We start from the raw sequence: 22,291 nt of genomic DNA, 5'->3' as shown, positions 1-22,291 counted from the left end.
GGTCTTAAGATCATTGTTCGTATATTCATTAATAGTAGCAATGATCTTAAACATTGACATAATGCAGTGCAAATCCGAACTAAATTAGTGCGCTTTTCAATCTAGCTAATTAGTATTCAAACATCATAAATTCACCAATCTTTAATTTTATCAATTTGATATCAGTTATTTCTATTTGTTTATTAAATTGGTATGAATCTTGCTGTATTTTATATTTGTAAAAGCGGACTGAACGTGAGGTGAATTATGGTAACAAATTTAAACATTAGTCGTAGAACATTATTGGGTTTTTCTACTGCAGCTATTGCTGGGTTATCTGTAAATCAATTATTATCTAAAGCCTATGCTAGCGAGTTACAAAAAACGATTTCATTCTCACTTCCGGTAATGGATACAGCTGTTACACCTAGTCTAGATAATCCAGTTAGACTCAACTTTAATGAAAATGCCATAGGTATGTCGGGAACAGCCAAACAAGCAGCTATAGATGCGGTTCCGAAAGCTAATCGATATGCTAAAGCTGAAATACTGCTATTGAGTAAAAGATTAGCACAGTATCATAATGTTAGCGAGGAACATATTTTATTAACAGCAGGATCATCTGAGGGTATTCGTAGTGCCATTGCTGCTCATATAAATCCTAACACTCAACTAGTTATTCCAGAATTGACTTATGGTGATGGGGAGCATTTCGCTAAAACTTTTAATTTGAAAATAACTAAAGTTCCTTCATTAAAAGATTGGCAAATTGATATTAACGGTTTGCGCAAAGCGGTTGAAAATCATCAAGGATTTTCGATTGTTTATCTAGTAAATCCGAACAATCCTACATCTACGGTAATTGGTTACAAAGAAGTTGAATCGTGGATAACAAGTAAGCCTAAAAATACATTATTTATTATTGATGAAGCTTATGCCGAGTTTGTCAATGATCCGGTATTCCGTTCTGTTGATAGTTTAATTTTTCAAGGTTATAGCAATATTATTTTACTGAAAACTTTTTCAAAAATTCATGCTATGGCAGGTTTGCGAGTCGGTTATGTTGTCAGTTCGCCAGATAATATCAAAAATATTGGTCAGTATGTAGCAGGTGAAAAACTGAATTACTGTGGAGTTTGTGCAGCTCTTGCATCAATCGATGATAATCAATTTTTGACCTACTCAAAGAAAGCAACTGATGTATCACGTAATATTATGGAAAAAGTATTGTCAGAATTAGGATTACACTATCTTAAATCAGAAACAAACTTTATCTTTCATAAGAGCCCTATTGAGTTGGGACAATATCGTGAATTAATGAAGAAAAATTTTATATTAATAGGACGTGATTTTAATCCAGCTACCAACTGGTGCCGAATATCATTGGGAACACCTGGCGAAATGTTGTATGTTGCCAATGTGTTATATGGTTTAAGAGAAAAATCACTGATATAAAATTGGAAAAACTAAGGAAAGGAAACAAAGACTCACTGAATATATTTCATATCAGTGAGTCAAAATTTTATTTAACTTTAGTATCAATTACCCGACGAGTCATCCAATAATGTTTTTTCCAATAATCTTCTTTTAAATTAGAGAAAATAACACCTTTTGATGTCGAAGCATGTAGGAATTTACCATCAGCATAATAGATGCCAACATGCAAACCACTTCGACTACGGCCAGTTTTAAAAAATACTAAATCACCAGCTTTAGGGGTGGTAACTTTATAACCTAATTTAGCTTGTTCAGCAGCACTTCTTGGTAGCGTTTTTGCCAATCTATTTTTGTAGAAATTCATGACTAAAGCAGAACAATCACTACCGGCTAAAGTCGTCCCACCATAACGATATGGGGTTTTTTTCCATTTTTTATAATGTTGATCGATTTTTGCCAAAATAACTGGATCTGATTTATTTACAGCTACTTGCCCCTGACTACTACTACAACCAAACAATACAAACAGAGAAAAAATAAGTGAAATTACTAAACATCGTTTTCTAACACTGCTGCAATTGTTGCGCAACTTGATTAATAACCGACTGTCTTTTTTTATCATTTCTTTTTGATCCTTTATTTAAAGTCGACCACTGCGAATAACGTCTCGCTACCTTTAGACTTTTAGGTAACACACCTTTTTGCCACTCGTTTTTATCTAATCTAGATAACCTAATCGGGCTGGTGTTCGCGTGGCTGCGATAATTTAGACTCTCTTTTAGTTGAACTAATCGTAAAGAAAGAAAACAAATAATCACATCATCAACACTTAATTTACTATATCCAGAAAACTGATAGCGCATTCTAGATCCATAATGCTTTGCAGTTTGCATCAAACTACCCACCGCAGCGCCAATTAACGCAGCTGAACCAAAGGATAATCCACCGGTAGCTAAATCAATACTAGCTCCGATAGTTGCGCCAGACACAAATCCTTTGGTCAAATGCATACCCATCAATTTCAACGCATCTAAGTTAAACAAATCAGCATTATATCTACCTTTAATTAAAGGTAGATTCTCTTCACTCTCTTGAGTTGAATCAAATTGATATAGTTGCAATAAATCGTTAATTACTTTTTGTTCACGTAACCTGACTTTATTTTGCATATCAGTTACAGCTTGATTATCATCCGATTTTGCCATTTTATAAAAAGCAGTCACATCAACCAATGCTTCGGCAATAAGCTTATTTGCTGTATGATTACGCGATTCACGAATCCTCGTAATATTATCTAACCAATTATCCAATATTTTTTTAGCTGGTTCAATTAATAAAGCTAAACTTTTGTATAATTTTTCCTCACCATCTATGGGTGGAAACATAGCGTCGAACCCAATGATAGCATGGATCCCCATTCTTGAAAGCAATCTTTTCCATTCCTTTTCGTTTTGTTCTTTAGTTGAAGTGAAGTTAAGGACAGCAAGAATGGGTTTATCACTATTCGCTAAGATGGCTAATTCATCGTGATATTTAGGTAGCACAGGCTCTCTCACATCGATGACATAAATAGCTGCATCACAATTTAACACTTGTCTAATGACTTTTGCTTCTTGATTAAAAAGGTTTTCAGCCTCTGGACTTTGTAAAAAATTCGTTAATTTATCGATACCATCAAGCTTAGTATTTGCTGGTAAAAGTTGTGTTATATAATCATAAAGTGCCAAACTATCTTCAAAACCAGGAGTATCATAAAAAGTGATGTCAGTATCATTAGCCAACGGCAACTTAATCGACTCGACGTGTCTTGTGGTGCCAGGTTTATCTGAAACATCACCAAAATGACTATTGTACGATAATGCTCGTAAAAGCGAAGTTTTACCAAAATTTGCATGACCAACTATCGCTAATTTCAATGAAGTTATCATATTAATTATCCTGCTCTAACCAATTAGGATTAGCTAATGGTAAAGATAACGATTGCCAATTATGAAATTGCTTTCCTTGATTAATAAACCATATCCGAGATTGCTGTGATTTATTAATTAACTGTTGAATAAAGTTCAATAATCCTCGATCAGGTGCTCGATCAGTATCGATGGCAATTAATAATTTTTTCGCCGGTTTTAGTTGCAAATGATCTAATATAGCAATCCGTTGTTCACGGGTATTGAGAAATCCATAGAACGGAACAATAGTTGCCGGTTTCCAACTGTCAACGATGTCCACTGCAACCAAATAGATACCATGTCCTTCTTCAATTTGCGAAATCGGCAATTGCCATCTAATTTCACCTAATTTATCTTCATCTTCTACATTAGTGACTAATGGCTGCAATTGTCGTGCTAGTATTTGATAATCTGGATCATCTAAATTTAATTTAAGCTTACGACTGCTTACCATCCAGATGACACCACAAAAAATCATTAGAAATAAACGAACAATTAAGCCATAAAAAATAAAAACGCCAAGTAACCATATCGCCCATGAAGAACGAATATCACCAGCACTTAATGCATGTTCACTAAGTTTAATCACTTCATCTTTTGGAATAGAAAATCCAAACCAAGAAGGTAAATAACCTAAATAATGAGTCAATTGGGTAATTGAATCCGCACTTAATAAAGTTGTTTTCCATTCAAAACTATAATGTTGTGTAGAAAAAAGTACTAGCAAAACGATTAAAGCGCTAGTCAAAATAACTGTCCAAAACAGATTAAGAACAAAACCTAATAACCAACGAATTCGATAACCAAATAATGAAACAAAAGCGGGAACAAGTTGTTTTACGGTCTTTTTTTGGTAAAGTTTTTCTGCTATCCATAACCAACAGTGAATTAATAGGCTACCACCAAACCGAGAAAAAAATAACAATGAGCAAAGCCAGATAATTAGCGTAATAAAATGAACCCCCAATAAACTGAATAACGCCCAATATAAATTGATTGGATTTTGACTTAATGCGCCAAATGTCAACGAGCTACCGATAAAAAGCGAAAAAAACAATAATAGCAAAAATGAGAGCTTAATTGAGCGCAACATGACTTTTTGTGCCAAATATAAACCATTTTGTTTAGATAATAAGGTAGCTCGCATAACAATACGATTAACCAAAGATGTTGGCATAGCTTTAACTTGCCGATTAATATCTTGATCAGCAAAGCGTCCAGATTGTGACTCAATTAAATGAATAGTTTCAGTAAGCCATAAAGATTTTAGCTTTTCACGCATTTTAATTTAATTTTCACATATTGGTTCGTCATAAAAGAAACGCGACATAAGTCGCGTTTAAAATCGATTAAATCGCTTACTGGGTAATTTCACCAATTTTATTTAAAAGAGTTTGAATCCGTTGCTGCCAAATTTGTTGGTCTTGTTTTAATTTTTCATTTTCATCACGTAATGCTTTCATTTCATCAGAACTATCATTAATTAATTGTTCAAGTTCTTGATTGCCTTGTTTTAATCTAGCGATCTCTTGTTGCAATGTATTAATGGTGTTAACAGTGTTTTGAATTCTAGTTTCTAATTGATTCAATATTTCTAATGACATATTTTTCCTCAAGCTCAATTTATTTGGTGTATAATAAGTAGTATTATAACCAATTCATTCTGAAATCAACACCTTTTTAAATTTTAAGTTGGAGAAAAATATGCGAAAACCTCTCGTTATGGGTAACTGGAAACTCAATGGTAGTATCGGTATGGCAAAAGACTTAGTCACAGGATTAAGAAATGAGCTATCAACAGATGCCAACTGTGGCATTGCAATTGCACCGCCTAGCGTTTATTTAGATTTTGTAGCACACCAATTAGGTGGCTCAAACATTCTTTTAGGCGCTCAAGATGTCGGTATTCATCTTTCTGGTGCTTATACTGGTGAAGTATCAGCAACTATGTTAAAAGAAATCGGCGTAACTCACGTTATTATTGGACATTCTGAACGTCGTACTTATCACAAAGAATCTGATGAATTTATTGCGCAAAAATTTGGTGTATTAAAAGAAGCAGGTTTAGTACCAGTACTTTGTATTGGTGAAACTGAGGCTGAGAACGAAGCTGGCCAAACTCAAGCAGTATGTGCTCGTCAAATCGATGCTGTCATTAATGCATTAGGTGTACAAGCATTTAACGGTGCGGTAATTGCTTATGAACCAGTTTGGGCAATCGGTACAGGAAAATCTGCAACTCCTGCTCAAGCACAAGCTGTTCACAAATTTATCCGTGATCATATTGCTAAACAAGATGCAGCTGTAGCTGAACAAGTAATCATTCAATATGGTGGTTCAGTTAATGATAAAAATGCAGCTGAACTATTTACACAACCGGATATTGATGGTGCTTTGGTTGGTGGTGCTTCATTAAAAGTTGATGCATTTGCAGCAATCGTTAAAGCAGCAGAACAAGCTAAGAAATAAAACGTAAGACGCCTATCTTAGGCGTCTTTTTCTACTCAGTAATACAATTGTAACTTATTTTTTAACCTTCTTTTCGTATCTAGATGGCCAAATTTGCTCAACAGGTACTTGTAAATATTCAGAGATAATACGTTCATATTTAGGACAATGTCGATATAATGCATTACGTAAAGTATCAGCCTGTAAACCACTTGAACGTGAAAGAGCTCTTAAATTTCCACCTCGAATTTTAATCTCACCTACTACTCTTGATGGTGTCCAGTCTTGATCTTGTTCTCTCATTATGAGATCCTCTATTGGTTAAATTTTTTGCTATTGTAAAGATTATCGGTATTACGCGACTAAAGCGATAACAAGTTACCAACAAAGAATAACATATAAAAAAACGAATTAAAATAATAAAAACAAAAAAATATCTAGAAATGGAATAAAAAACAATGGAAAATAAAGTAAAAAAACAGTCAGATCAAGAAAAAACACGAGCACTAACCAGTACGGGAGTAATAAACTTTAAAAATCGATTAACTATTGTTTTAGAAGGTCTCTCAGGAAACGCTTTTGCAAAAAAAGTAGGAATGTCTGAAGCAGTAATACGAGATTATTTATGTGGTAAAACCTATCCATCGCTAAATAGATTGGCAACAATAGCTCAGAAATGCGATGTACCAATCGAGTGGCTTGTGACAGGAAAGGGAGAATGTCGTTTACTTCCAGAAAGCCAAGGTAAAGGTTCTATTGATATTCCATTTCATCATCTCAATGAAACAAATAGTGCATTTTCAGTTTTGGAAACAATTCCATTTGATATCACCTTAATCAAACATCATGGTTGTGAAGTTGATAATCTAGTCGCTGTTTGGGCTAAGGGTGATAGTATGGAACCAACTATATCAAATCATGATATCCTTATTATCAATAAAGCTTATGCTAAACCTATTGATGGTTTTCTTTATGCGGTACAGTATGATGAGCATATAAGTATCAAGCGTATTCAAAATCAAGGTGCTAACTTAGTTTTAATTTCAGATAACCCTAAATATCCAGCTATGGTGGTTGACAGAAAAGAACAGGACGATTTTAAAATAATCGGTCATGTAGTCTATTTACTAAAAGATCTTAATTAATATCACCATGATAAAGCTATTTCTAATTTTAACTCCATTGATATTATCAATGGAGTTTTAAACTATAATTATTTTTTTCTGCGAATAAACATCAGCAGACAACTATTAATCAAAATTTGTTAATCTAATCCATATCCCTCTTTTGCATAGCCTTATACATTTCATCATAATTATGCTAAAATTATCACAAAATTTTTGCCCATTGATTTAGTTATTATGCCAAATATAAACACTCGAAAAAAAGTCGTTGTCGGCATGTCTGGCGGCGTAGACTCTTCCGTTTCTGCTTATTTATTACAACAACAAGGTTACGATGTTGTTGGTTTATTTATGAAAAATTGGGAAGAAGATGACACTGAAGAATATTGTTCAGCGGCGATCGATTTAGCCGATGCGCAAGCAGTTTGTGATAAATTAAACATCAAATTACACACAATCAATTTTGCTGCCGAATACTGGGATAACGTATTTGAACATTTTTTATCCGAATATAAAGCGGGTAGAACGCCTAATCCTGATATCCTGTGCAATAAAGAGATCAAATTTAAAGCTTTTCTTGAATATGCAGCCGAAGATCTTGGCGCTGATTATATCGCTACCGGTCATTATGTTCGCAAGCGAGAAAATGGAAATAAAGTCGAATTACTGCGCGGTATAGATAACAATAAAGACCAAAGTTATTTTTTATATACGCTGAGTGAAAATCAAATTAGACAAAGCTTATTTCCTGTTGGTGAACTGGAAAAACCACAAGTACGAAAAATAGCCGAAAAACTGGGCCTAGCAACAGCAGCAAAAAAAGACTCAACAGGGATCTGTTTTATTGGTGAAAGAAAATTCAGTGACTTTTTAGCTCGTTATTTACCCGCACAATCAGGAGTGATTCGTACTGTAGACGGTGAAGTTATTGGTCAACATCAAGGTCTAATGTATCACACATTAGGACAACGTAAAGGACTTGGTATAGGTGGTCTAAAACAAGCCGATGATACGCCATGGTATGTTGTTGACAAAGACATAAAAAATAATGAATTAATTGTAGCCCAAGGTCATGATCATCCTGCTTTGTTTTCGGATGGATTAATTGCTCAACAACTACACTGGGTTGATCGTAAAGTTGTGACAAAACCTTTCCAATGCACAGTAAAAACTCGTTATCGTCAACAAGATATTGTTTGTAGTGTCACACCATTAGAACAAGATAAAATTCAAGTAATGTTTGAACAACCTGTTGCAGCAGTAACACCAGGGCAATCAGCGGTATTCTATCAAGATGAAGTCTGCCTTGGTGGCGGTATTATTGAGGAACGAATTGTAAGCAGTAAGGAGCATTAAAGTGAATAGTAAATACCATCATATTGCAATAGCCCTTGCCGGCGTAACACAAAGTGCGTCACTTATTCCCCAACTTGCTAATACAGGGGGTTGTAACAATACGCTTTATCAAATAGCAATTAAAAGCATATTTAATACATCACCAAAAACCACTGATGATGTTTATGATGGTATTATCAATATTAAAACTGGTCTTGAAACACTTATCTCACTACTATCATCCAATCAAAAGCAACAAGTTGAAATCATCCGTTATTTGTTTGGTGCATTAAGTGTCACTAGCAAACTTTTAAAAAATAATGATGCATTAGGAAAAATAGATCAACGTTTACAACGGATATCTGGACTTTATTCAGATATGAATCAGGAGACAATTGGTAATCATGTTGATGATCTCTCTTATTCATTAGCGGGAATCTATTCGGATATTATCAGTCCTCTATCAACCAAAATCAAAGTAGTAGGTAAAGCTGAGTATTTACAAAATTCATTAGTGCAAGCCAAAGTTAGAGCTTCACTACTAGGTTGTGTTCGTTCCGCCATTTTATGGTACCAAGTTGGTGGTAGTCGCTGGCAAATTTTGCTGGGTCGTAAACGAATATGTAATGCAGCACAAGAATTATTAAAAGATGTTAATCAACAAAGTTATTAAATTTAAAAAAATAGCAACGGAGTAAAACCGATGGAATTATCTGCTCTTACCGCCCTATCACCAATTGATGGTCGTTATGGTGACAAAACAACAGAATTACGCACCATTTTTAGTGAATATGGTTTGTTAAAATATCGTGTGCAAGTTGAAGTTCGATGGCTACAAAAACTCGCTAAACAAGCAGATATTCTTGAAGTACCAACGCTAAGTGAGCAAGCTACTAAGCACCTTAATGAAATTGTTGAAAACTTTAATGAACAAGATGCAATACGCATCAAAACAATCGAAAAGACAACAAATCATGATGTTAAAGCTGTTGAGTATTTCTTAAAAGAAAAAGTTAACACTAACGAAGAACTGCAAGCTATTAATGAATTTATCCACTTTGCCTGTACATCAGAAGATATCAACAATCTATCTTATGCTTTAATGTTAAAAACAGCCAGAGACACAGTTCTTATCCCTTACTGGAACAAATTAATTACTATCATCACTACGCAAGCTAAGACTTATCGTGACTTACCATTATTATCAAGAACACACGGACAACCAGCTACGCCTTCTACCATCGGTAAAGAATTTGCCAATGTTGCTTATCGATTAAAAAGACAGTTAAAACAATTAGAGTCAATTGAAATCCTAGGTAAAATCAATGGCGCTACAGGTAATTATAATGCGCATATGGTTGCTTATCCACAAATCAATTGGCATAAATTTAGTGAGGAATTTGTAACTTCATTAGGATTACAGTGGAATCCATATACTACCCAAATTGAACCACATGATTATATTGCTGAATATTTTGATTGTATTGCCCGTTTTAATACAATTATGATTGATTTTGATCGTGATGTTTGGGGGTATATCGCTTTAAATCATTTTAAACAGAAAACCGTTGCTGGTGAAATTGGTTCTTCAACTATGCCACATAAAGTTAACCCAATTGATTTTGAGAATTCAGAAGGCAATTTGGGCCTTGCTAATGCAATTATGAGTCATCTTGGTAGTAAATTACCTATTTCTCGTTGGCAACGAGATTTAACCGACTCAACGGTATTACGTAATCTCGGAGTAGGTATTGGTTATGCGATTATTGCTTATCAGTCAACACTCAAAGGTCTAAATAAACTTGAAGTAAATCAAGAGTATCTGCTTGATGAACTTAATCGAAATTGGGAAGTATTAGCTGAACCAATTCAAACCGTGATGCGTCGTTATGGTATCGAAAAACCATATGAAAAATTAAAAGAATTAACGCGAGGTAAACGTGTCAATGCACAAGGAATGCAACAATTTATCGATTCGTTAGCGTTACCTGAACATGAAAAAGCTCGTTTAAAACAGCTAACCCCAGCAAATTACATTGGTTTTGCCATTAATTTTGTTGATGAATTATAACTGACATAATGAGTGTCGCAGCCTAAATCTCAAACATAATGAGTTTTAGGCTAATCAATTTATGTTGAATGACTTATAACAACAAAAATATTTAAAATTCGGTAGATAGGGAGCATCATTGAAAATCCGCATCGCAACAAGAAAAAGTCCCTTGGCCCTTTGGCAAGCTAATTTTGTTAAACAACAATTAATGACTATCCACCAAGATTTAACCGTTGAACTAATCCCAATGGTAACTAAAGGTGATGTACTATTGGATAGTCCGCTATCGAAAATCGGTGGTAAAGGGTTATTTGTCAAACAATTAGAACAAGCCATAATAGATAATGAAGCTGATATTGCCGTTCATTCTATTAAAGACATTCCAGCTCAATTTCCTACAGGATTAACACTTGCTACAATTTGTCAACGAGATGATGTTCGCGATGCATTCATATCAAATCAATATCAATGTTTAGATGATTTACCTGATGGAGCTATCATTGGCACCTCAAGTTTAAGACGTCAATGTCAATTACGGGCTAAATATCCACATCTCATAATCAAGGATTTACGTGGTAATGTTGGTTCGCGCTTATCAAAATTGGATAATCAAGAATATGATGGCATAATTCTAGCTGCGGTTGGTTTAAAACGACTAGGATTACAGGAACGAATCAAGCAATACATTGATACTGACTTAATTTTACCCGCGGTAGGCCAAGGTGCAGTTGGTATCGAAACTCGAATCAATGATGAAACAATCTTGCAATTACTTGCGCCACTTGATGATAAACATAGCCGAATTTGTATTCAAGCCGAAAGAGCAATGAATCAGGCATTGCAAGGTGGCTGTCAAGTGCCTATTGCCTGTCAAAGTCTTTTAAATAACAATTTATTAACCTTAAATGGTTTAGTTGGCAGTCTAGATGGTTCAACAATTATTAAAGTTAGTATAACAGGAGCTGCCAAAGAAGCCGAGAGCTTAGGTGAAAAATTGGCTGCAAAATTATTAGCTAAAGGCGCTGATAAAATATTAGCGGAACTAATTAACTAATGATTTATATTACTCGCCCTTCCCCCGAAGGGGATAATTTAACCCGATTATTAAATCAAGCCAGTGTATCAGCAATACATCTCCCTTTTTTTAATATCTTAGCTGGTCAAGATCTGAGGCATTTACAGCAACAATTGGATAATCTTAATCTAGGTGATATGGTTATTATTGTTTCACCACAAGTCACTTATATGATTAAACAACATCTGCCCAATCTCAGGTTACCTAATCACCTTCGTTATTTTGCTATTGGCAAAAAATCTGCCGAATTATTTAGTCAGCAAAATAACGTTCATGTTGATTACCCTAATGAAGAAAATAGTGCCGGATTATTATCATTATTAAATCAACAAGCAATAAGTGGTCATAATGCATTAATTCTTTGTGGGGATAATGGCGGTCAACAATTATCTCAGCAGTTAAAATTGCAAACAGTTAATGTGAAAACAATTGCATGCTATACTCGTCAAACTATCACTTATAAACCAAACATATTAGCCGAAAATATTGCCCAACAAATCATATTAATTACAAGTGTTGATCACTTATTACAACTAGATATTTACTGCCAAAATAAACATAAGAATGAAGCGCAACTAATCGTAACCAGTGAGAGAATTTTTACAAAAGCTAAACAGTTAAATTGGCAAAAAGTTTTAAAAATTGTTAGTGCAAATAATCAATTTTTATTTAAAACAATGATAACTCTATGTCATAATGCCAAAAATATTTAAAAAATCTAAATGAGGTTAATTTATGCCAGCAAAATATTATGGTGCCAATGCAACACTTTCAAACATCAGCACCACTTCATTTAGTCAACCGCCTATACCTAATGCAAACAAAGAAGCGAAAAAGACGATGAACGTAGATAAAAAAGAACCAATCAAAAAAACTTCTAGTCCAAAAATCGAACAACCAACCAATTCATCGGTTAATAGCAGTAAATCCCAGACACCAGTATCAAAACTGTCGATACTTGCCATAGCATTAACAGTTTGTCTAAGTGGATTTGTTTATTTCCAAGGATATAAACAAATTGAAAATCAAATGCGAAAGATTGCCACCTTACAAACAGAAGTTGCAAACTTAAAGCAAAATACTAAAGCTAGCATAATTAATGACTTGCAAAGTAATATTAATGATGCCGTCAATCAACAAAACCAACAGTTTACATCTTTATCACAGCGTGTTGATCGCCAATTAAATGAAAACCAAAAGATTCAACAACAATTAAGCATACAAATTAACGATGCAACTAAGTTTAACGAACAAAACTTAAATACTATTAATGAACGTTTATCAGCCCTATCCACACTTGATAATAATGTTTGGTTAATTTCACAGGCTAACTATTTAGTCCATCTTGCTGGTAGAAAAATTTGGAATGACCAAGATTATACCAGTGCCCGTCTATTATTAAAAAGTGCTGACGAAAGTTTGGCCAAAACCAATGATCCAAGTCTATTAGCCGCAAGACAAGCCATTAGCAAAGATATTAATGCCTTATCACAAATAAGTTTTATTGATGCGGATGGAATTATTATTAAGCTATTAGGTTTATCTGAATCATTAACAGACCTACCTTTAGTCGGTAATTATAAAGAAGCTGCGCAGGCAGTTAACCAAAATGAAATTAAAACCGCAGATGAGGTTTCAACAAGTAATAAACCGTCATCGAACTTAGCTGAAAATGATAATGTTAGCTCATCAATAGATGATTGGTCAGATAATTTACTTGTCAATGCCGAAAAATTTATGGACAAATTTATCAAAATTGAAAAACTTGACGCAAAAGATAACCATTTTGCCACTTGTTTAGATAAGGCTGGTAATGATGAAAAGCAAATTGTTAGATGTCAAATTTTAAAAACACCTTTAAGTTTAGAACAGACTCTGTATCTTCGTGAAAATATTCGTTTCCGGTTATTAATTGCGGCACAGGCAGTACCAAGACATCAAGAACTCATATATCAACGTGCTTTACATGATGCTTCGACTTGGATTAATGCTTATTTCGATGGTAATGCATCAGCAGTTAAATTGTTCTTAAATGATCTTGATAGTTTACAAAAACAATCGATTAGTAATCAAAATATCCCCGATAAACTCGACAGCATTATTGAGCTTGAAAAATTAATGCAAACCCGAGTCAAATCAGCATTAGGTAAATAGGAGAATAATAATGTTAAAAATACTCATTATTTTCTTAGTATTAGTCGGTGGATTTTTCCTTGGCCCTATTTTTGAAGGCCATCAAGGGTCAGCGGTATTTGAAGTTGCTAAATATAGAATAAGTATGTCTTTTAACTCATTTGTCATATTACAATTGTTAGGATTACTTGTCCTGTATTTAGTTTATGAAATATGTAAAAAAATCTTCAACTCAAAAACTGCTCTAGGTGAATGGTTAAGATTAAAATCACCGAAAAAATCGGTTAAACGTGTTGAACAAGCGCAATTTTACCTTTTACAAGGTGATTATCAACAAGCCGCTAAACTATTTATGAAAAGTGCCAAAGGTGCAAAAAGCTCAACTTTATCTTATTTACTTGCAGCTCAAGCACAAATTGATGCAGACCAATTAATCGCCGCCAATCAATCTTTAGTCGAGGCGGCAAAATGTTGCCAACCAAAAGAGTTATTTGCTTTTCAACTGGTACAAATTCGTCTACAACTCAAAAATCATGAATATAGTGCAGCTAAAATCACAATTGAAAAATTATTAAACGAAAAACCGCGTAATGTTGAAATCTTGAGATTAGCAGATCAACTCTATTATGAAACGGAAGATTATCAATCGGTTATTGATTTATTACCGATCATGTATAAAACTAAAGCTTATCCAGACTCTCAACTTGATCAATTTAGACAAGCAGCCTATATTGGTCGTATCAAACAATTATCAACCAATAGTGATCCACTTGCTTTAATCAAATGGTGGAAACAACAACCAAAAGTTATCGTCAATAACTTAGCTAATCAGAAAGCAATGGCCAACTATTTAAATCAATTAGGTCAAACAGCCGAAGCGGAGAAGTTGACTAAAAGCATTATAAGATTAGAACAAAAAGAAAGAACCTAAAAAAAATTAAATAGTAAAACAGGGCAATAGCCCTGTTTTTGTTGGAATAAGAAAATCAACTTAGATAATAAAATAGCGAATTAATGCCATACTACTCATTCCAACAATAACGACCCACATTAGGTTACGAGTCAAAACAGCAATACCAATAGTTGGCACTGCAGCTAAGCAATATTCAACATTAAAACTAGGAAATTCGCCTTGTTTAACTATAAAAAGATTTTCAACAAATAGTGCAGTTAAAATACAAATAGGTACATAGGATAAAAAACGAATGACTACTTCAGGCAATTGCAATTTTCTGACTAATAAGAAAGGGATAACCCGAGGTAGCCAAGTCACCAAACCACTACCCAAAATGATTAATATACTATAAATACTCATGCTTTACGCTCCACAATAATCCCCATAAAGCAACCTGCAAAAGTACTAAATAATATCGCCATTTCTGATGAGATAAAACGTAATAAAAAAATCAATATCACACTGACTGTCAACATTGCAATAACACGATTAAGAACTGTTTTAGATTTATCACCTGTTAACTGTAAATAAAGTAAACCAATAAACATCGCCACTAATGCATAATCTAATCCAAATTGTGCTGGATTGGGTAACCATTCACCAATCAATGCCCCAACTAAGCATGATAATATCCACGCAGAATAAGCGGTTATATTTAGTCCATGCATCCAGGCTGGATTTACGGGTTGTTTATTAGCAATAGCATTCATGGCTACTGCAAAACTTTCATCAGTTAATAGACTGCCAATACCAACATTATTCAATAATGAGAAACGACGAAATGCCGGTGCGGTAGCCATACTCATCAAAAAATGCCGTGAATTAACTAAAAACACCGTAAAAATAATCGCTGTTATTGGTGTTGCTACCATCATTAAACCGGTGATGATAAATTGTGATGCACCAGCATAAATAATAATTGCCATGAGAGTCACTTCTAATACCGATAAGTTAGATGCTTTACCCACAACACCTGCGGCAATACCTATTCCAATATAACCCAATAAAGTTGGAATACACGCTTGTACACCATCTTTAAATGTTAAAGACATTTTCCTTTCCTTAATGAAATAAATTGCTATCTAATATATTTAATAATTGTAATAATGTTGATCCAATTTCTATACTACATTATTCGTTATATAATTGATTGCTAATAATAAAATCTAGATGTAACAATAAGCCACATACAATAAGCAAATTTTGCTATAATAGCGCCTATCGACTATTTGTGACAATAAAAATCACTCATTATCTTATTAAAAAACGGTAATATTATTTATGTATACGGGTACTTTATTCATTATCTCGGCACCAAGTGGTGCTGGTAAATCAAGTCTTATTCGTGCCTATTTAGCACAAGAAAATCGCCATCCAGCAAAAGTTTCTATTTCTCATACGACAAGAAAACCAAGACCTGGAGAACAGCCTGGTGAACATTACTATTTTGTTGATAATCAAGAATTTGAATCATTAATTGAACAGAATGCTTTCGTGGAATATGCGCATGTATTCGATCACTATTATGGAACATCTAAAGCCGAAATTGAGCAATCTTTAATGCAAGGTATTAATGTTTTTTTAGATATTGACTGGCAAGGGGCGAAACAAGTTAGGCAGCAAATGCCCGAATCAAAAAGTATTTTTATCTTACCGCCATCATTGAAAGAACTTGAAAATCGACTCATCAAACGAGGTCAAGACGATGCGCAGGTGATCAGCAAAAGAATGCATAAAGCTCAATCTGAAATTTCACATTACAATGAATATGATTATGTGATTATCAATGATGATTTTGATGAATCACTAAGGTCATTAAATGCCATTATGACTAGTGCTAGTCTTGAACAAAGCAAACAAGCTATAGCACATCAACAGCTATTAGCCGCTCTATTAGCTGCGAAATATTAACTCAATTTAACGAACCAATATCGCCGATAATTCGGCGATAGTTAAAATTAGCATAACTGAATTAATTGCCTAATGCTTTAGTCGCTTGGCTATTTTGAATTAACTCTATTTTATAACCATCGGGATCTTCAACAAAAGCAATAATCGTTTTTCCCCCTTTCACTGGACCAGCTTCACGAGTAACTCGACCGCCAGCTTGACGAACATCCTCACACATTTTAGCGACATTATCTACACCAATAGCAATATGACCGAAAGCTGTACCGTGATCATATTTTTCTGTTCCCCAATTATAAGTTAATTCAATTACTGAACTGGTTGATTCATCACCATAACCGACAAAAGCGAGTGAATATTGATATTCCGGATTTTCACTGGTTCTTAGCAGTGTCATTCCCATAACTCGAGTATAGAAATCAATTGAACGTTTTAAATCTCCGACTCGGATCATTGTATGTAATACACGCATTGCTATATAGTTCCTTATTACTATTAAAACATTTAGTTTGAGTTTAGCGATTTGTGATTAGACAGGCAAATTTTTATGTCGACTAAATAATCAATTAGCTGATGGGGATTAAATAGCTAATAAGATAATTAAAATTAAAAGAAGCTTTCACTTATAATAACTATAAGCGAAAGCAAATTCAGATAAAACTAGCCAGATTTAAATGATAAATTTGAAATAAATAAGATATTATTTACCACTATATCTTGGAGCTGCATTGATACGTTGACCATTAGTAATTAATTTAACATTTTGTCCAGCATAAAACTGTTTAGCATCACCTTTTTGTACGATAACAAAATTAGAACCATTTTCAGGTTTAATTTCTAATTCAACTGCATCAGCTTGACTAGATTTGTTTTCAATCGCATCACCTAATATTGCACCACCAATAGCGCCCGTTGCTGTAGCTAAAATTCTACCGGTACCATCACCAATCGTATTACCTAAAACACCACCAATTACAGCCCCACCTACAGTACCAGCTAAATTACCATTATTTTTACCATCAGAATTCGCTTGAATCTTAACTGCTCTTACCGATACAACTGTACCATAACTTACTTGTTGGACTTGTTTTGCTTGGTCGGCTGTATAAACATCGCCAGAGTAAATATCACTATTACTACATCCAGATAAAATAGCTGCTAGAATAGTTAATGTGACGATTTTTTTCATAATTTATTCCTCATATAATTTGAGTATACTTTTTTATACCATGTTTAGCATAATATTCTTTTTGAAAAACAACAATATCATTTTCATTTTTTTATCATTAGATAATATAATTTTTGGTTAACTTGAGTTATACTCAGCTCAATTGTTAATCTACCATACAACAAGTACATGAAACGGTTATTTTTTCCTTTACTATTATCAGTTATGATAACGGCCTGTCATGATGAAAATCAACAACCGACGACAAAAAACGAAACCGTCTCTCATCAATCTAAACTAGATTGTTTACAAGACAAACCAACTAAAAGTTTAAATTTTGACGCCATTCCCGTTGATGGTTGTCCGGTAAAATAATTTAATAGGCAAAGTAACAGAATGAAAACTATCGAAATCGACGAAGAACTTTATCAATTTATTGCAGGTCAAACTAAACATATTGGTGAAGATGCATCAAGTATTTTGCGACGTTTATTAAACTTTAATCAACCTCTATTAGCTAAAGCTGATCCTATATTAGCCAAAGAAAATCACTACCCTATTTTTAATGATCTACTTACTAGCGATACATTTAAAAATGAAAAATCGATCATTAGCCGTTTTTTATTACTACTTGGTGCCCTCTATAACTATAACCCGGCACTATTTTCAATTGCTGCAACATCACTACATGGTAGTAAACGACAATACTTAGCTAAAGATAAACAATCTTTAGAAACCTCAGGAAAAAACACTAAACCAAGAGAAATTGTTGGTACCCCATATTGGGTAATTAGTAATACAAATACAGCTAGAAAACTTTATATTATTGAATCAATTATGAGTGACATGGGTATCTCAGAAAGCATGATTAATCAAGTTATCCATGCTTTTTTACCGTAAACTATATAATAATTCACTAACATAATGATTATAAAAGTGAATATTAAAATAAAGTTATGAAAGAGGAGTAAAAAATGGCTAAGTCAAGCCGTGCAGGATTATTAGCTCAACCATCTGACCTAATTAATATCCAAGAATTACAAAATAACTATTATCAAATTCAACCAGATGTTGATAATGTTAGCCAATTAGTTATTTTTGGGACATCAGGTCATCGTGGTAGCTCAAATAAAGCAACCTTCAATGAAGTACACATATTAGCAATTGCCCAAGCAGTAGCCGAATATCGCAAAGCAAACAATATTACTGGACCATGTTTTATTGGTCAAGATACCCATGCTTTATCTGAACTTGCTTTAAAATCAGTGCTTGAAGTCTTTGTGGCGAATGAACAAACTGTAGTTATAGCGCAAAATTGGGGCTATACTCCCACACCAGTGATCTCTCATGCAATATTGACTTATAATCAGGATAAACAATCTCAATTAGCTGATGGCATAGTTATTACTCCATCACATAATCCACCTGAAGATGGCGGTATCAAATATAATCCGACTAATGGTGGTCCAGCTGATACTGATATAACTAAACAAATCGAAAATCGTGCTAATGAATTATTAAAAAATAACCTTAGTGGTGTTAAACGTGTTAGCTTAGAGAAAGCAATAAAATCAGACTACGTTCATACTAAAGAATATGAAACTGATTATGTTAACGATCTTGAAAATATTTTAGATCTGTCATTAATTAAAGCATCATCGCTAAAAATTGGTGTTGATCCACTTGGCGGTGCATGTATTACTTATTGGCCCCGCATTGCTGAAAAATACGGCATAAACCTTGAAATCGTCAACAATAAAATTGACCCAACATTTAGCTTTATGCACCTTGATCATGATGAAGTGATCCGTATGGATTGTTCAAGTCGCTGGGCAATGGCCGGTTTATTAAACCTCAAAGATAAATTTGATTTAGCTTTTGGTAACGATACTGATGCTGACCGTCACGGCATTGTTACACCAAAAGGGTTAATGAATCCGAATGCTTACCTTTCAACTTGCGTAAACTATTTATTTCAAAATCGTCCACAGTGGCATCAAAATATCGCTATTGGTAAAACGCTGGTCACTAGCTCAATGATCGATCGTGTTGCTAATAGCTTAAACAAAAAATACCTTGAATATCCAGTTGGCTTTAAATGGTATGCTGATGGACTTTATCATGGTAAACTCGGTTTTGCCGGTGAAGAAAGTGCAGGTGGTTCATTCTTAAGAACTAATGGCAAAGTTTGGGCAACGGATAAAGATGGCATCATTTTATGCTTATTAGCGGCGGAAATGACGGCTAAAACAGGCAAAAATCCACAGGAGCAATACCAAGAACTTGAAGCTAAATTTGGTGTTTCTTATTATGGTCGAATTCAAGCACCTGCATCATTTACTGAAAAACAAAAATTAGCCAAACTCGATGCCAGCCAATTAACCACAGATAAACTAGCTGGTGAGGAAATTACTCAATGCTTAACCACTGCTCCGGCGAATAATGCGCCAATTGGTGGTTTAAAAGTGATCACGCAAAATGGTTGGTTTGCTGCTCGTCCTTCTGGTACAGAAGATGCTTATAAGATTTATGCAGAAAGTTTTATCGGTAATGAGCATCTATTAACTCTTCAACAAGAAGCACAGCAAATAGTCGCTAAAGCAATTCAATAAACTAAACTTAGGTAGGTTAATCAAAATTAACCTACTTTTTATTTATAATCGTAATTAACACTTAAGGTGTAACACAAGCAGCACGAATTTCAAATGCATATATACGAAGTACCCGAGTTTTTCCTTCAACCTGATATAAAAATGGTTTTCCTTCATTTTCAGGTAGCTCAGTATTTGTTGCTACATTATTCGTCCAATAATTATATGCATTCCAATCTGTTTCTGTATAAGTTTGGCAATACACATTTTGACCCAGCTTACCAACTTCAGATAAGCAACCCCATTCATTCGCAATTCCACCAATCCACTTTCCATTCTCCTGATAACTTAATTGTCGACGAGCATTCGTATCATATCTATTAATATAACCGCCAATCCAACCATCGTCAGGATTGGTATTGGAAAAATCATTCACATCTGACAATCGATAACCACTACCTAAACTTTTACAATAATCCCTTGCCTTAGATTGATAACTTAAAGCCTCATCATTTGAACCAATAGGTGGTTTAAATGGACTTTCATTATTAAAAACAATCTCAGGATTAGCAATAAACCAACGCATTAATTTAAATTCATAAATTAGCGTACTTTTATTACTATCTGCATATAATCTAAATGTCATAGGTCTAAAACTCTTATCCGTAGAATTAAAACGTGGGCCGATTAAGGTTATTTTTATAGCTGGTTGAGCCAATCCATATGGATCCGGTCCATGACCACTATGATCCTCCCATTCAGTGGTTTTACTCACACTTAATGATAAACTGACATTACCCCCCTCTATAGATTGTACAGTACTGCCATTGGCAGCTAATACCGCTTCAGGTGTTATACCGCCAAATAGTAAATAAAAATATAATCCATGTGACCCGGTAGTTGGAAAGTTATTTTTAGTTATTGAAGTTTCACCTTGATAATTACCACTATTGGTTGCTCGCAATACCTTAATACCTTTACTTGGATACCCTCGATAATGACCATATTCAGTGCCATCGTCAACTTGTGCTGAATCCCATAAAATGCCATCTACCTCATAATCACGACCGGCTAAACTAGCGTTATCAGGATACAAATTTGGCTGGGCATAACACACTTTTGGATCTAATTTTGGCGTTAAATAATAACTATGTGAACCTTCTTGAAAATGATTTGTATTGGGATCACCATAAGGTGTAGTTAACTCACTATCACTAGCACTAATGGTTATTTTATGGACCCCATCACATAAATCTACAATGGTATCAGGATGACTTTTCACCTTCGATGTAATATCTATAAATGCGTTTTTAGCATTAATATCTGCTACAGCAGGATTACGGGCTTCCCATTTTATCTTAATGTCACCTGTCGCGGTTGCAGTAATAAGGTCACTATCATCAAATCCATCACCATCATCATCAGCAAAATAATTATACGGTGTAGCAAGTAAATCAGTCATATTTATTATAGGAAACTGATTATTGCCTGATATAGGTAATGGAACAATCGTTTGTACACTGGCATATGTATTTTTTTTATCAGGTAACTCAATCGGATTGGATATACTTGATACATCATTTTGCGGGGTTATCACAGTACCATTAGGTAATTTAATTGCCAGTAGCTCTTCTGTACTCGTTATTTTACTAACACCATCATCTAGCGTTAAATAAGGCGCTGAACCTTGAATAATATTGGTCGTTTTAGTGGTTAATGCATAATTAGAAAAAGAGATAGACTGTAAAACAAACACCATTAACACGAAAACTATCTGCCGAGATAAAAAGGCTAAACCAAGAAATTTTAAAAAATTTTGCCGAATTTGCTGGAGAAATGAATTGTAGTGAGATAATAAACTGCGCGTGCTTAACTTTACTAACGTTAAATTATAGGTTGGGCATGTTTGGTGTTTGGTGTTTGGTGTTGTAAATTATAATACATATCCGACATCCATGTCAACTAAATTAATGATTTATTTGCAATTTTATACCTATTGGCACAAAATTCATCCTGTTATATAAATAAGTTATAAAAGTATAGTGATTGAAAAAAACCATGCAACTTATTTCGACTGTTAAATTGTTAATTTTTGTAAAGTTTAATGTAATATTACACTTTAATTATTCCTTTAAA

The 22,291-nt window shown here is 34.0% G+C and carries 24 protein-coding genes; 14 read left to right on the top strand and 10 right to left on the bottom strand.

Annotation, left to right across the window (positions count from 1 at the left end; translation table 11 throughout):
• Positions 1 to 246: 246 nt before the first annotated feature.
• On the top strand, positions 247 to 1,434 hold the full coding sequence (locus tag H3S74_RS01920; RefSeq protein ID WP_198247096.1) for a histidinol-phosphate transaminase: 1,188 nt from the start codon (positions 247 to 249) through the stop codon (positions 1,432 to 1,434).
• Between the two features lie 67 nt (positions 1,435 to 1,501).
• Here the strand turns inward: H3S74_RS01920 and H3S74_RS01915 are convergent, their stop codons facing one another.
• The 4 genes from H3S74_RS01915 to zapB all read right to left on the bottom strand — a co-directional run bounded on the left by H3S74_RS01915 (position 1,502) and on the right by zapB (position 4,969).
• Positions 1,502 to 2,038 carry a C40 family peptidase gene (locus H3S74_RS01915; protein ID WP_110448108.1) on the bottom strand — a complete coding sequence of 179 codons (537 nt, stop codon included), beginning with the start codon at positions 2,036 to 2,038 and terminating at the stop codon, positions 1,502 to 1,504.
• Positions 1,980 to 3,344 (bottom strand): DUF3482 domain-containing protein, encoded by a 1,365-nt coding sequence (locus H3S74_RS01910; protein ID WP_198221599.1) that lies wholly within the window; start codon positions 3,342 to 3,344, stop codon positions 1,980 to 1,982. Before H3S74_RS01910 ends, H3S74_RS01915 begins: the two co-directional genes overlap by 59 nt.
• Before the next feature lies 1 nt (position 3,345).
• Positions 3,346 to 4,647, bottom strand: coding sequence for a DUF2868 domain-containing protein (locus H3S74_RS01905; RefSeq protein ID WP_198247095.1), 1,302 nt, complete (start codon positions 4,645 to 4,647; stop codon positions 3,346 to 3,348).
• 76 nt (positions 4,648 to 4,723) lie between these two features.
• Positions 4,724 to 4,969, bottom strand: coding sequence for a cell division protein ZapB (gene zapB, locus H3S74_RS01900; RefSeq protein ID WP_110448111.1), 246 nt, complete (start codon positions 4,967 to 4,969; stop codon positions 4,724 to 4,726).
• 100 nt (positions 4,970 to 5,069) lie between these two features.
• Between zapB and tpiA the strand changes: the two genes are divergently transcribed.
• Complete coding sequence (tpiA, locus tag H3S74_RS01895) at positions 5,070 to 5,834, top strand: triose-phosphate isomerase (protein ID WP_110448112.1); 765 nt, start codon at positions 5,070 to 5,072, stop codon at positions 5,832 to 5,834.
• 54 nt (positions 5,835 to 5,888) lie between these two features.
• Here tpiA and H3S74_RS01890 read toward each other — a convergent pair whose 3' ends face one another.
• On the bottom strand, positions 5,889 to 6,116 hold the full coding sequence (locus H3S74_RS01890; protein ID WP_110448113.1) for a helix-turn-helix domain-containing protein: 228 nt from the start codon (positions 6,114 to 6,116) through the stop codon (positions 5,889 to 5,891).
• A 155-nt stretch (positions 6,117 to 6,271) separates the two neighbouring features.
• On the opposite strand from H3S74_RS01890, the gene H3S74_RS01885 reads away from it, so the two are divergent.
• The 8 genes from H3S74_RS01885 (at position 6,272) to H3S74_RS01850 (ending at position 14,464) form a co-directional block, all read left to right on the top strand.
• Positions 6,272 to 6,958, top strand: a complete 687-nt coding sequence (locus tag H3S74_RS01885) for a LexA family transcriptional regulator (RefSeq protein WP_110448114.1) — start codon at positions 6,272 to 6,274, stop codon at positions 6,956 to 6,958.
• A 216-nt stretch (positions 6,959 to 7,174) separates the two neighbouring features.
• Positions 7,175 to 8,293: a tRNA 2-thiouridine(34) synthase MnmA gene (gene mnmA / locus H3S74_RS01880; protein ID WP_198247094.1), complete on the top strand. Its 1,119-nt coding sequence runs from the start codon at positions 7,175 to 7,177 to the stop codon at positions 8,291 to 8,293.
• Between the two features lies 1 nt (position 8,294).
• Positions 8,295 to 8,945 (top strand): high frequency lysogenization protein HflD, encoded by a 651-nt coding sequence (gene hflD / locus H3S74_RS01875; protein ID WP_198247093.1) that lies wholly within the window; start codon positions 8,295 to 8,297, stop codon positions 8,943 to 8,945.
• A gap of 30 nt (positions 8,946 to 8,975) precedes the next feature.
• Positions 8,976 to 10,343, top strand: a complete 1,368-nt coding sequence (gene purB / locus H3S74_RS01870; protein ID WP_198247092.1) for an adenylosuccinate lyase — start codon at positions 8,976 to 8,978, stop codon at positions 10,341 to 10,343.
• Between the two features lie 118 nt (positions 10,344 to 10,461).
• On the top strand, positions 10,462 to 11,379 hold the full coding sequence (gene hemC, locus H3S74_RS01865) for a hydroxymethylbilane synthase (RefSeq protein ID WP_198247091.1): 918 nt from the start codon (positions 10,462 to 10,464) through the stop codon (positions 11,377 to 11,379).
• On the top strand, positions 11,379 to 12,113 hold the full coding sequence (locus tag H3S74_RS01860) for a uroporphyrinogen-III synthase (protein WP_198247090.1): 735 nt from the start codon (positions 11,379 to 11,381) through the stop codon (positions 12,111 to 12,113). The genes hemC and H3S74_RS01860 overlap by 1 nt, the downstream gene beginning before the upstream one ends.
• A gap of 22 nt (positions 12,114 to 12,135) precedes the next feature.
• Positions 12,136 to 13,554: a uroporphyrinogen-III C-methyltransferase gene (locus tag H3S74_RS01855; protein WP_198247089.1), complete on the top strand. Its 1,419-nt coding sequence runs from the start codon at positions 12,136 to 12,138 to the stop codon at positions 13,552 to 13,554.
• Between the two features lie 10 nt (positions 13,555 to 13,564).
• Positions 13,565 to 14,464 carry a heme biosynthesis HemY N-terminal domain-containing protein gene (locus H3S74_RS01850; protein WP_110448121.1) on the top strand — a complete coding sequence of 300 codons (900 nt, stop codon included), beginning with the start codon at positions 13,565 to 13,567 and terminating at the stop codon, positions 14,462 to 14,464.
• A gap of 60 nt (positions 14,465 to 14,524) precedes the next feature.
• On the opposite strand, the gene H3S74_RS01845 is transcribed toward H3S74_RS01850, so the two are convergent.
• Together H3S74_RS01845 and H3S74_RS01840 are read right to left on the bottom strand one after the other, a co-directional pair.
• Positions 14,525 to 14,848 carry an AzlD domain-containing protein gene (locus H3S74_RS01845; protein ID WP_198221615.1) on the bottom strand — a complete coding sequence of 108 codons (324 nt, stop codon included), beginning with the start codon at positions 14,846 to 14,848 and terminating at the stop codon, positions 14,525 to 14,527.
• A complete protein-coding gene (locus H3S74_RS01840) occupies positions 14,845 to 15,540 on the bottom strand; it encodes an AzlC family ABC transporter permease (protein ID WP_198247088.1) in 696 nt (231 codons plus the stop codon). The genes H3S74_RS01845 and H3S74_RS01840 overlap by 4 nt, the downstream gene beginning before the upstream one ends.
• A gap of 229 nt (positions 15,541 to 15,769) precedes the next feature.
• Between H3S74_RS01840 and gmk the strand changes: the two genes are divergently transcribed.
• Complete coding sequence (gene gmk / locus H3S74_RS01835; protein ID WP_198247087.1) at positions 15,770 to 16,399, top strand: guanylate kinase; 630 nt, start codon at positions 15,770 to 15,772, stop codon at positions 16,397 to 16,399.
• A 61-nt stretch (positions 16,400 to 16,460) separates the two neighbouring features.
• Here the strand turns inward: gmk and gloA are convergent, their stop codons facing one another.
• Entirely contained in the window at positions 16,461 to 16,868 is a 408-nt protein-coding gene (gloA, locus tag H3S74_RS01830; protein ID WP_110448125.1) for a lactoylglutathione lyase, read from the bottom strand.
• Positions 16,869 to 17,096: 228 nt separating this feature from the next.
• The gene (locus tag H3S74_RS01825; protein WP_110448126.1) at positions 17,097 to 17,588 is read right to left on the bottom strand and encodes a glycine zipper 2TM domain-containing protein; all 492 of its coding nucleotides are present in this window, start codon (positions 17,586 to 17,588) and stop codon (positions 17,097 to 17,099) included.
• A gap of 165 nt (positions 17,589 to 17,753) precedes the next feature.
• Between H3S74_RS01825 and H3S74_RS01820 the strand changes: the two genes are divergently transcribed.
• The 3 genes from H3S74_RS01820 (at position 17,754) to pgm (ending at position 20,176) form a co-directional block, all read left to right on the top strand.
• Positions 17,754 to 17,939 (top strand): hypothetical protein, encoded by a 186-nt coding sequence (locus H3S74_RS01820; protein ID WP_146208331.1) that lies wholly within the window; start codon positions 17,754 to 17,756, stop codon positions 17,937 to 17,939.
• A gap of 21 nt (positions 17,940 to 17,960) precedes the next feature.
• On the top strand, positions 17,961 to 18,464 hold the full coding sequence (locus tag H3S74_RS01815; protein ID WP_198247292.1) for a replication initiation regulator SeqA: 504 nt from the start codon (positions 17,961 to 17,963) through the stop codon (positions 18,462 to 18,464).
• Between the two features lie 74 nt (positions 18,465 to 18,538).
• Positions 18,539 to 20,176, top strand: coding sequence for a phosphoglucomutase (alpha-D-glucose-1,6-bisphosphate-dependent) (gene pgm / locus H3S74_RS01810; RefSeq protein ID WP_198247086.1), 1,638 nt, complete (start codon positions 18,539 to 18,541; stop codon positions 20,174 to 20,176).
• 61 nt (positions 20,177 to 20,237) lie between these two features.
• On the opposite strand, the gene H3S74_RS01805 is transcribed toward pgm, so the two are convergent.
• Positions 20,238 to 21,914, bottom strand: coding sequence for a hypothetical protein (locus H3S74_RS01805; protein WP_198247085.1), 1,677 nt, complete (start codon positions 21,912 to 21,914; stop codon positions 20,238 to 20,240).
• Between the last annotated feature and the right edge of the window lie 377 nt (positions 21,915 to 22,291).

The organism is Gilliamella sp. W8126 (genome assembly GCF_016102185.1).
Lineage (GTDB): Bacteria > Pseudomonadota > Gammaproteobacteria > Enterobacterales > Orbaceae > Gilliamella > Gilliamella apis_A.
This window is presented reverse-complemented; position numbering and strand designations above follow the sequence as displayed.

What these genes read in the sequence shown, in the direction of transcription:
- H3S74_RS01890 (WP_110448113.1), bottom strand. Translation starts at nt 6,116, where the DNA reads ATGAGAGAACAAGATCAAGACTGGACACCATCAAGAGTAGTAGGTGAG.
- H3S74_RS01920 (WP_198247096.1), top strand. Translation starts at nt 247, where the DNA reads ATGGTAACAAATTTAAACATTAGTCGTAGAACATTATTGGGTTTTTCT.
- purB (WP_198247092.1), top strand. Translation starts at nt 8,976, where the DNA reads ATGGAATTATCTGCTCTTACCGCCCTATCACCAATTGATGGTCGTTAT.
- H3S74_RS01840 (WP_198247088.1), bottom strand. Translation starts at nt 15,540, where the DNA reads ATGTCTTTAACATTTAAAGATGGTGTACAAGCGTGTATTCCAACTTTA.
- H3S74_RS01915 (WP_110448108.1), bottom strand. Translation starts at nt 2,038, where the DNA reads ATGATAAAAAAAGACAGTCGGTTATTAATCAAGTTGCGCAACAATTGC.
- H3S74_RS01805 (WP_198247085.1), bottom strand. Translation starts at nt 21,914, where the DNA reads ATGGTGTTTGTTTTACAGTCTATCTCTTTTTCTAATTATGCATTAACC.
- H3S74_RS01860 (WP_198247090.1), top strand. Translation starts at nt 11,379, where the DNA reads ATGATTTATATTACTCGCCCTTCCCCCGAAGGGGATAATTTAACCCGA.
- tpiA (WP_110448112.1), top strand. Translation starts at nt 5,070, where the DNA reads ATGCGAAAACCTCTCGTTATGGGTAACTGGAAACTCAATGGTAGTATC.
- mnmA (WP_198247094.1), top strand. Translation starts at nt 7,175, where the DNA reads ATGCCAAATATAAACACTCGAAAAAAAGTCGTTGTCGGCATGTCTGGC.
- zapB (WP_110448111.1), bottom strand. Translation starts at nt 4,969, where the DNA reads ATGTCATTAGAAATATTGAATCAATTAGAAACTAGAATTCAAAACACT.
- H3S74_RS01905 (WP_198247095.1), bottom strand. Translation starts at nt 4,647, where the DNA reads ATGCGTGAAAAGCTAAAATCTTTATGGCTTACTGAAACTATTCATTTA.
- H3S74_RS01815 (WP_198247292.1), top strand. Translation starts at nt 17,961, where the DNA reads ATGAAAACTATCGAAATCGACGAAGAACTTTATCAATTTATTGCAGGT.
- H3S74_RS01910 (WP_198221599.1), bottom strand. Translation starts at nt 3,344, where the DNA reads ATGATAACTTCATTGAAATTAGCGATAGTTGGTCATGCAAATTTTGGT.
- gloA (WP_110448125.1), bottom strand. Translation starts at nt 16,868, where the DNA reads ATGCGTGTATTACATACAATGATCCGAGTCGGAGATTTAAAACGTTCA.
- pgm (WP_198247086.1), top strand. Translation starts at nt 18,539, where the DNA reads ATGGCTAAGTCAAGCCGTGCAGGATTATTAGCTCAACCATCTGACCTA.
- gmk (WP_198247087.1), top strand. Translation starts at nt 15,770, where the DNA reads ATGTATACGGGTACTTTATTCATTATCTCGGCACCAAGTGGTGCTGGT.
- H3S74_RS01850 (WP_110448121.1), top strand. Translation starts at nt 13,565, where the DNA reads ATGTTAAAAATACTCATTATTTTCTTAGTATTAGTCGGTGGATTTTTC.
- H3S74_RS01820 (WP_146208331.1), top strand. Translation starts at nt 17,754, where the DNA reads ATGAAACGGTTATTTTTTCCTTTACTATTATCAGTTATGATAACGGCC.
- H3S74_RS01845 (WP_198221615.1), bottom strand. Translation starts at nt 14,848, where the DNA reads ATGAGTATTTATAGTATATTAATCATTTTGGGTAGTGGTTTGGTGACT.
- H3S74_RS01855 (WP_198247089.1), top strand. Translation starts at nt 12,136, where the DNA reads ATGCCAGCAAAATATTATGGTGCCAATGCAACACTTTCAAACATCAGC.
- H3S74_RS01885 (WP_110448114.1), top strand. Translation starts at nt 6,272, where the DNA reads ATGGAAAATAAAGTAAAAAAACAGTCAGATCAAGAAAAAACACGAGCA.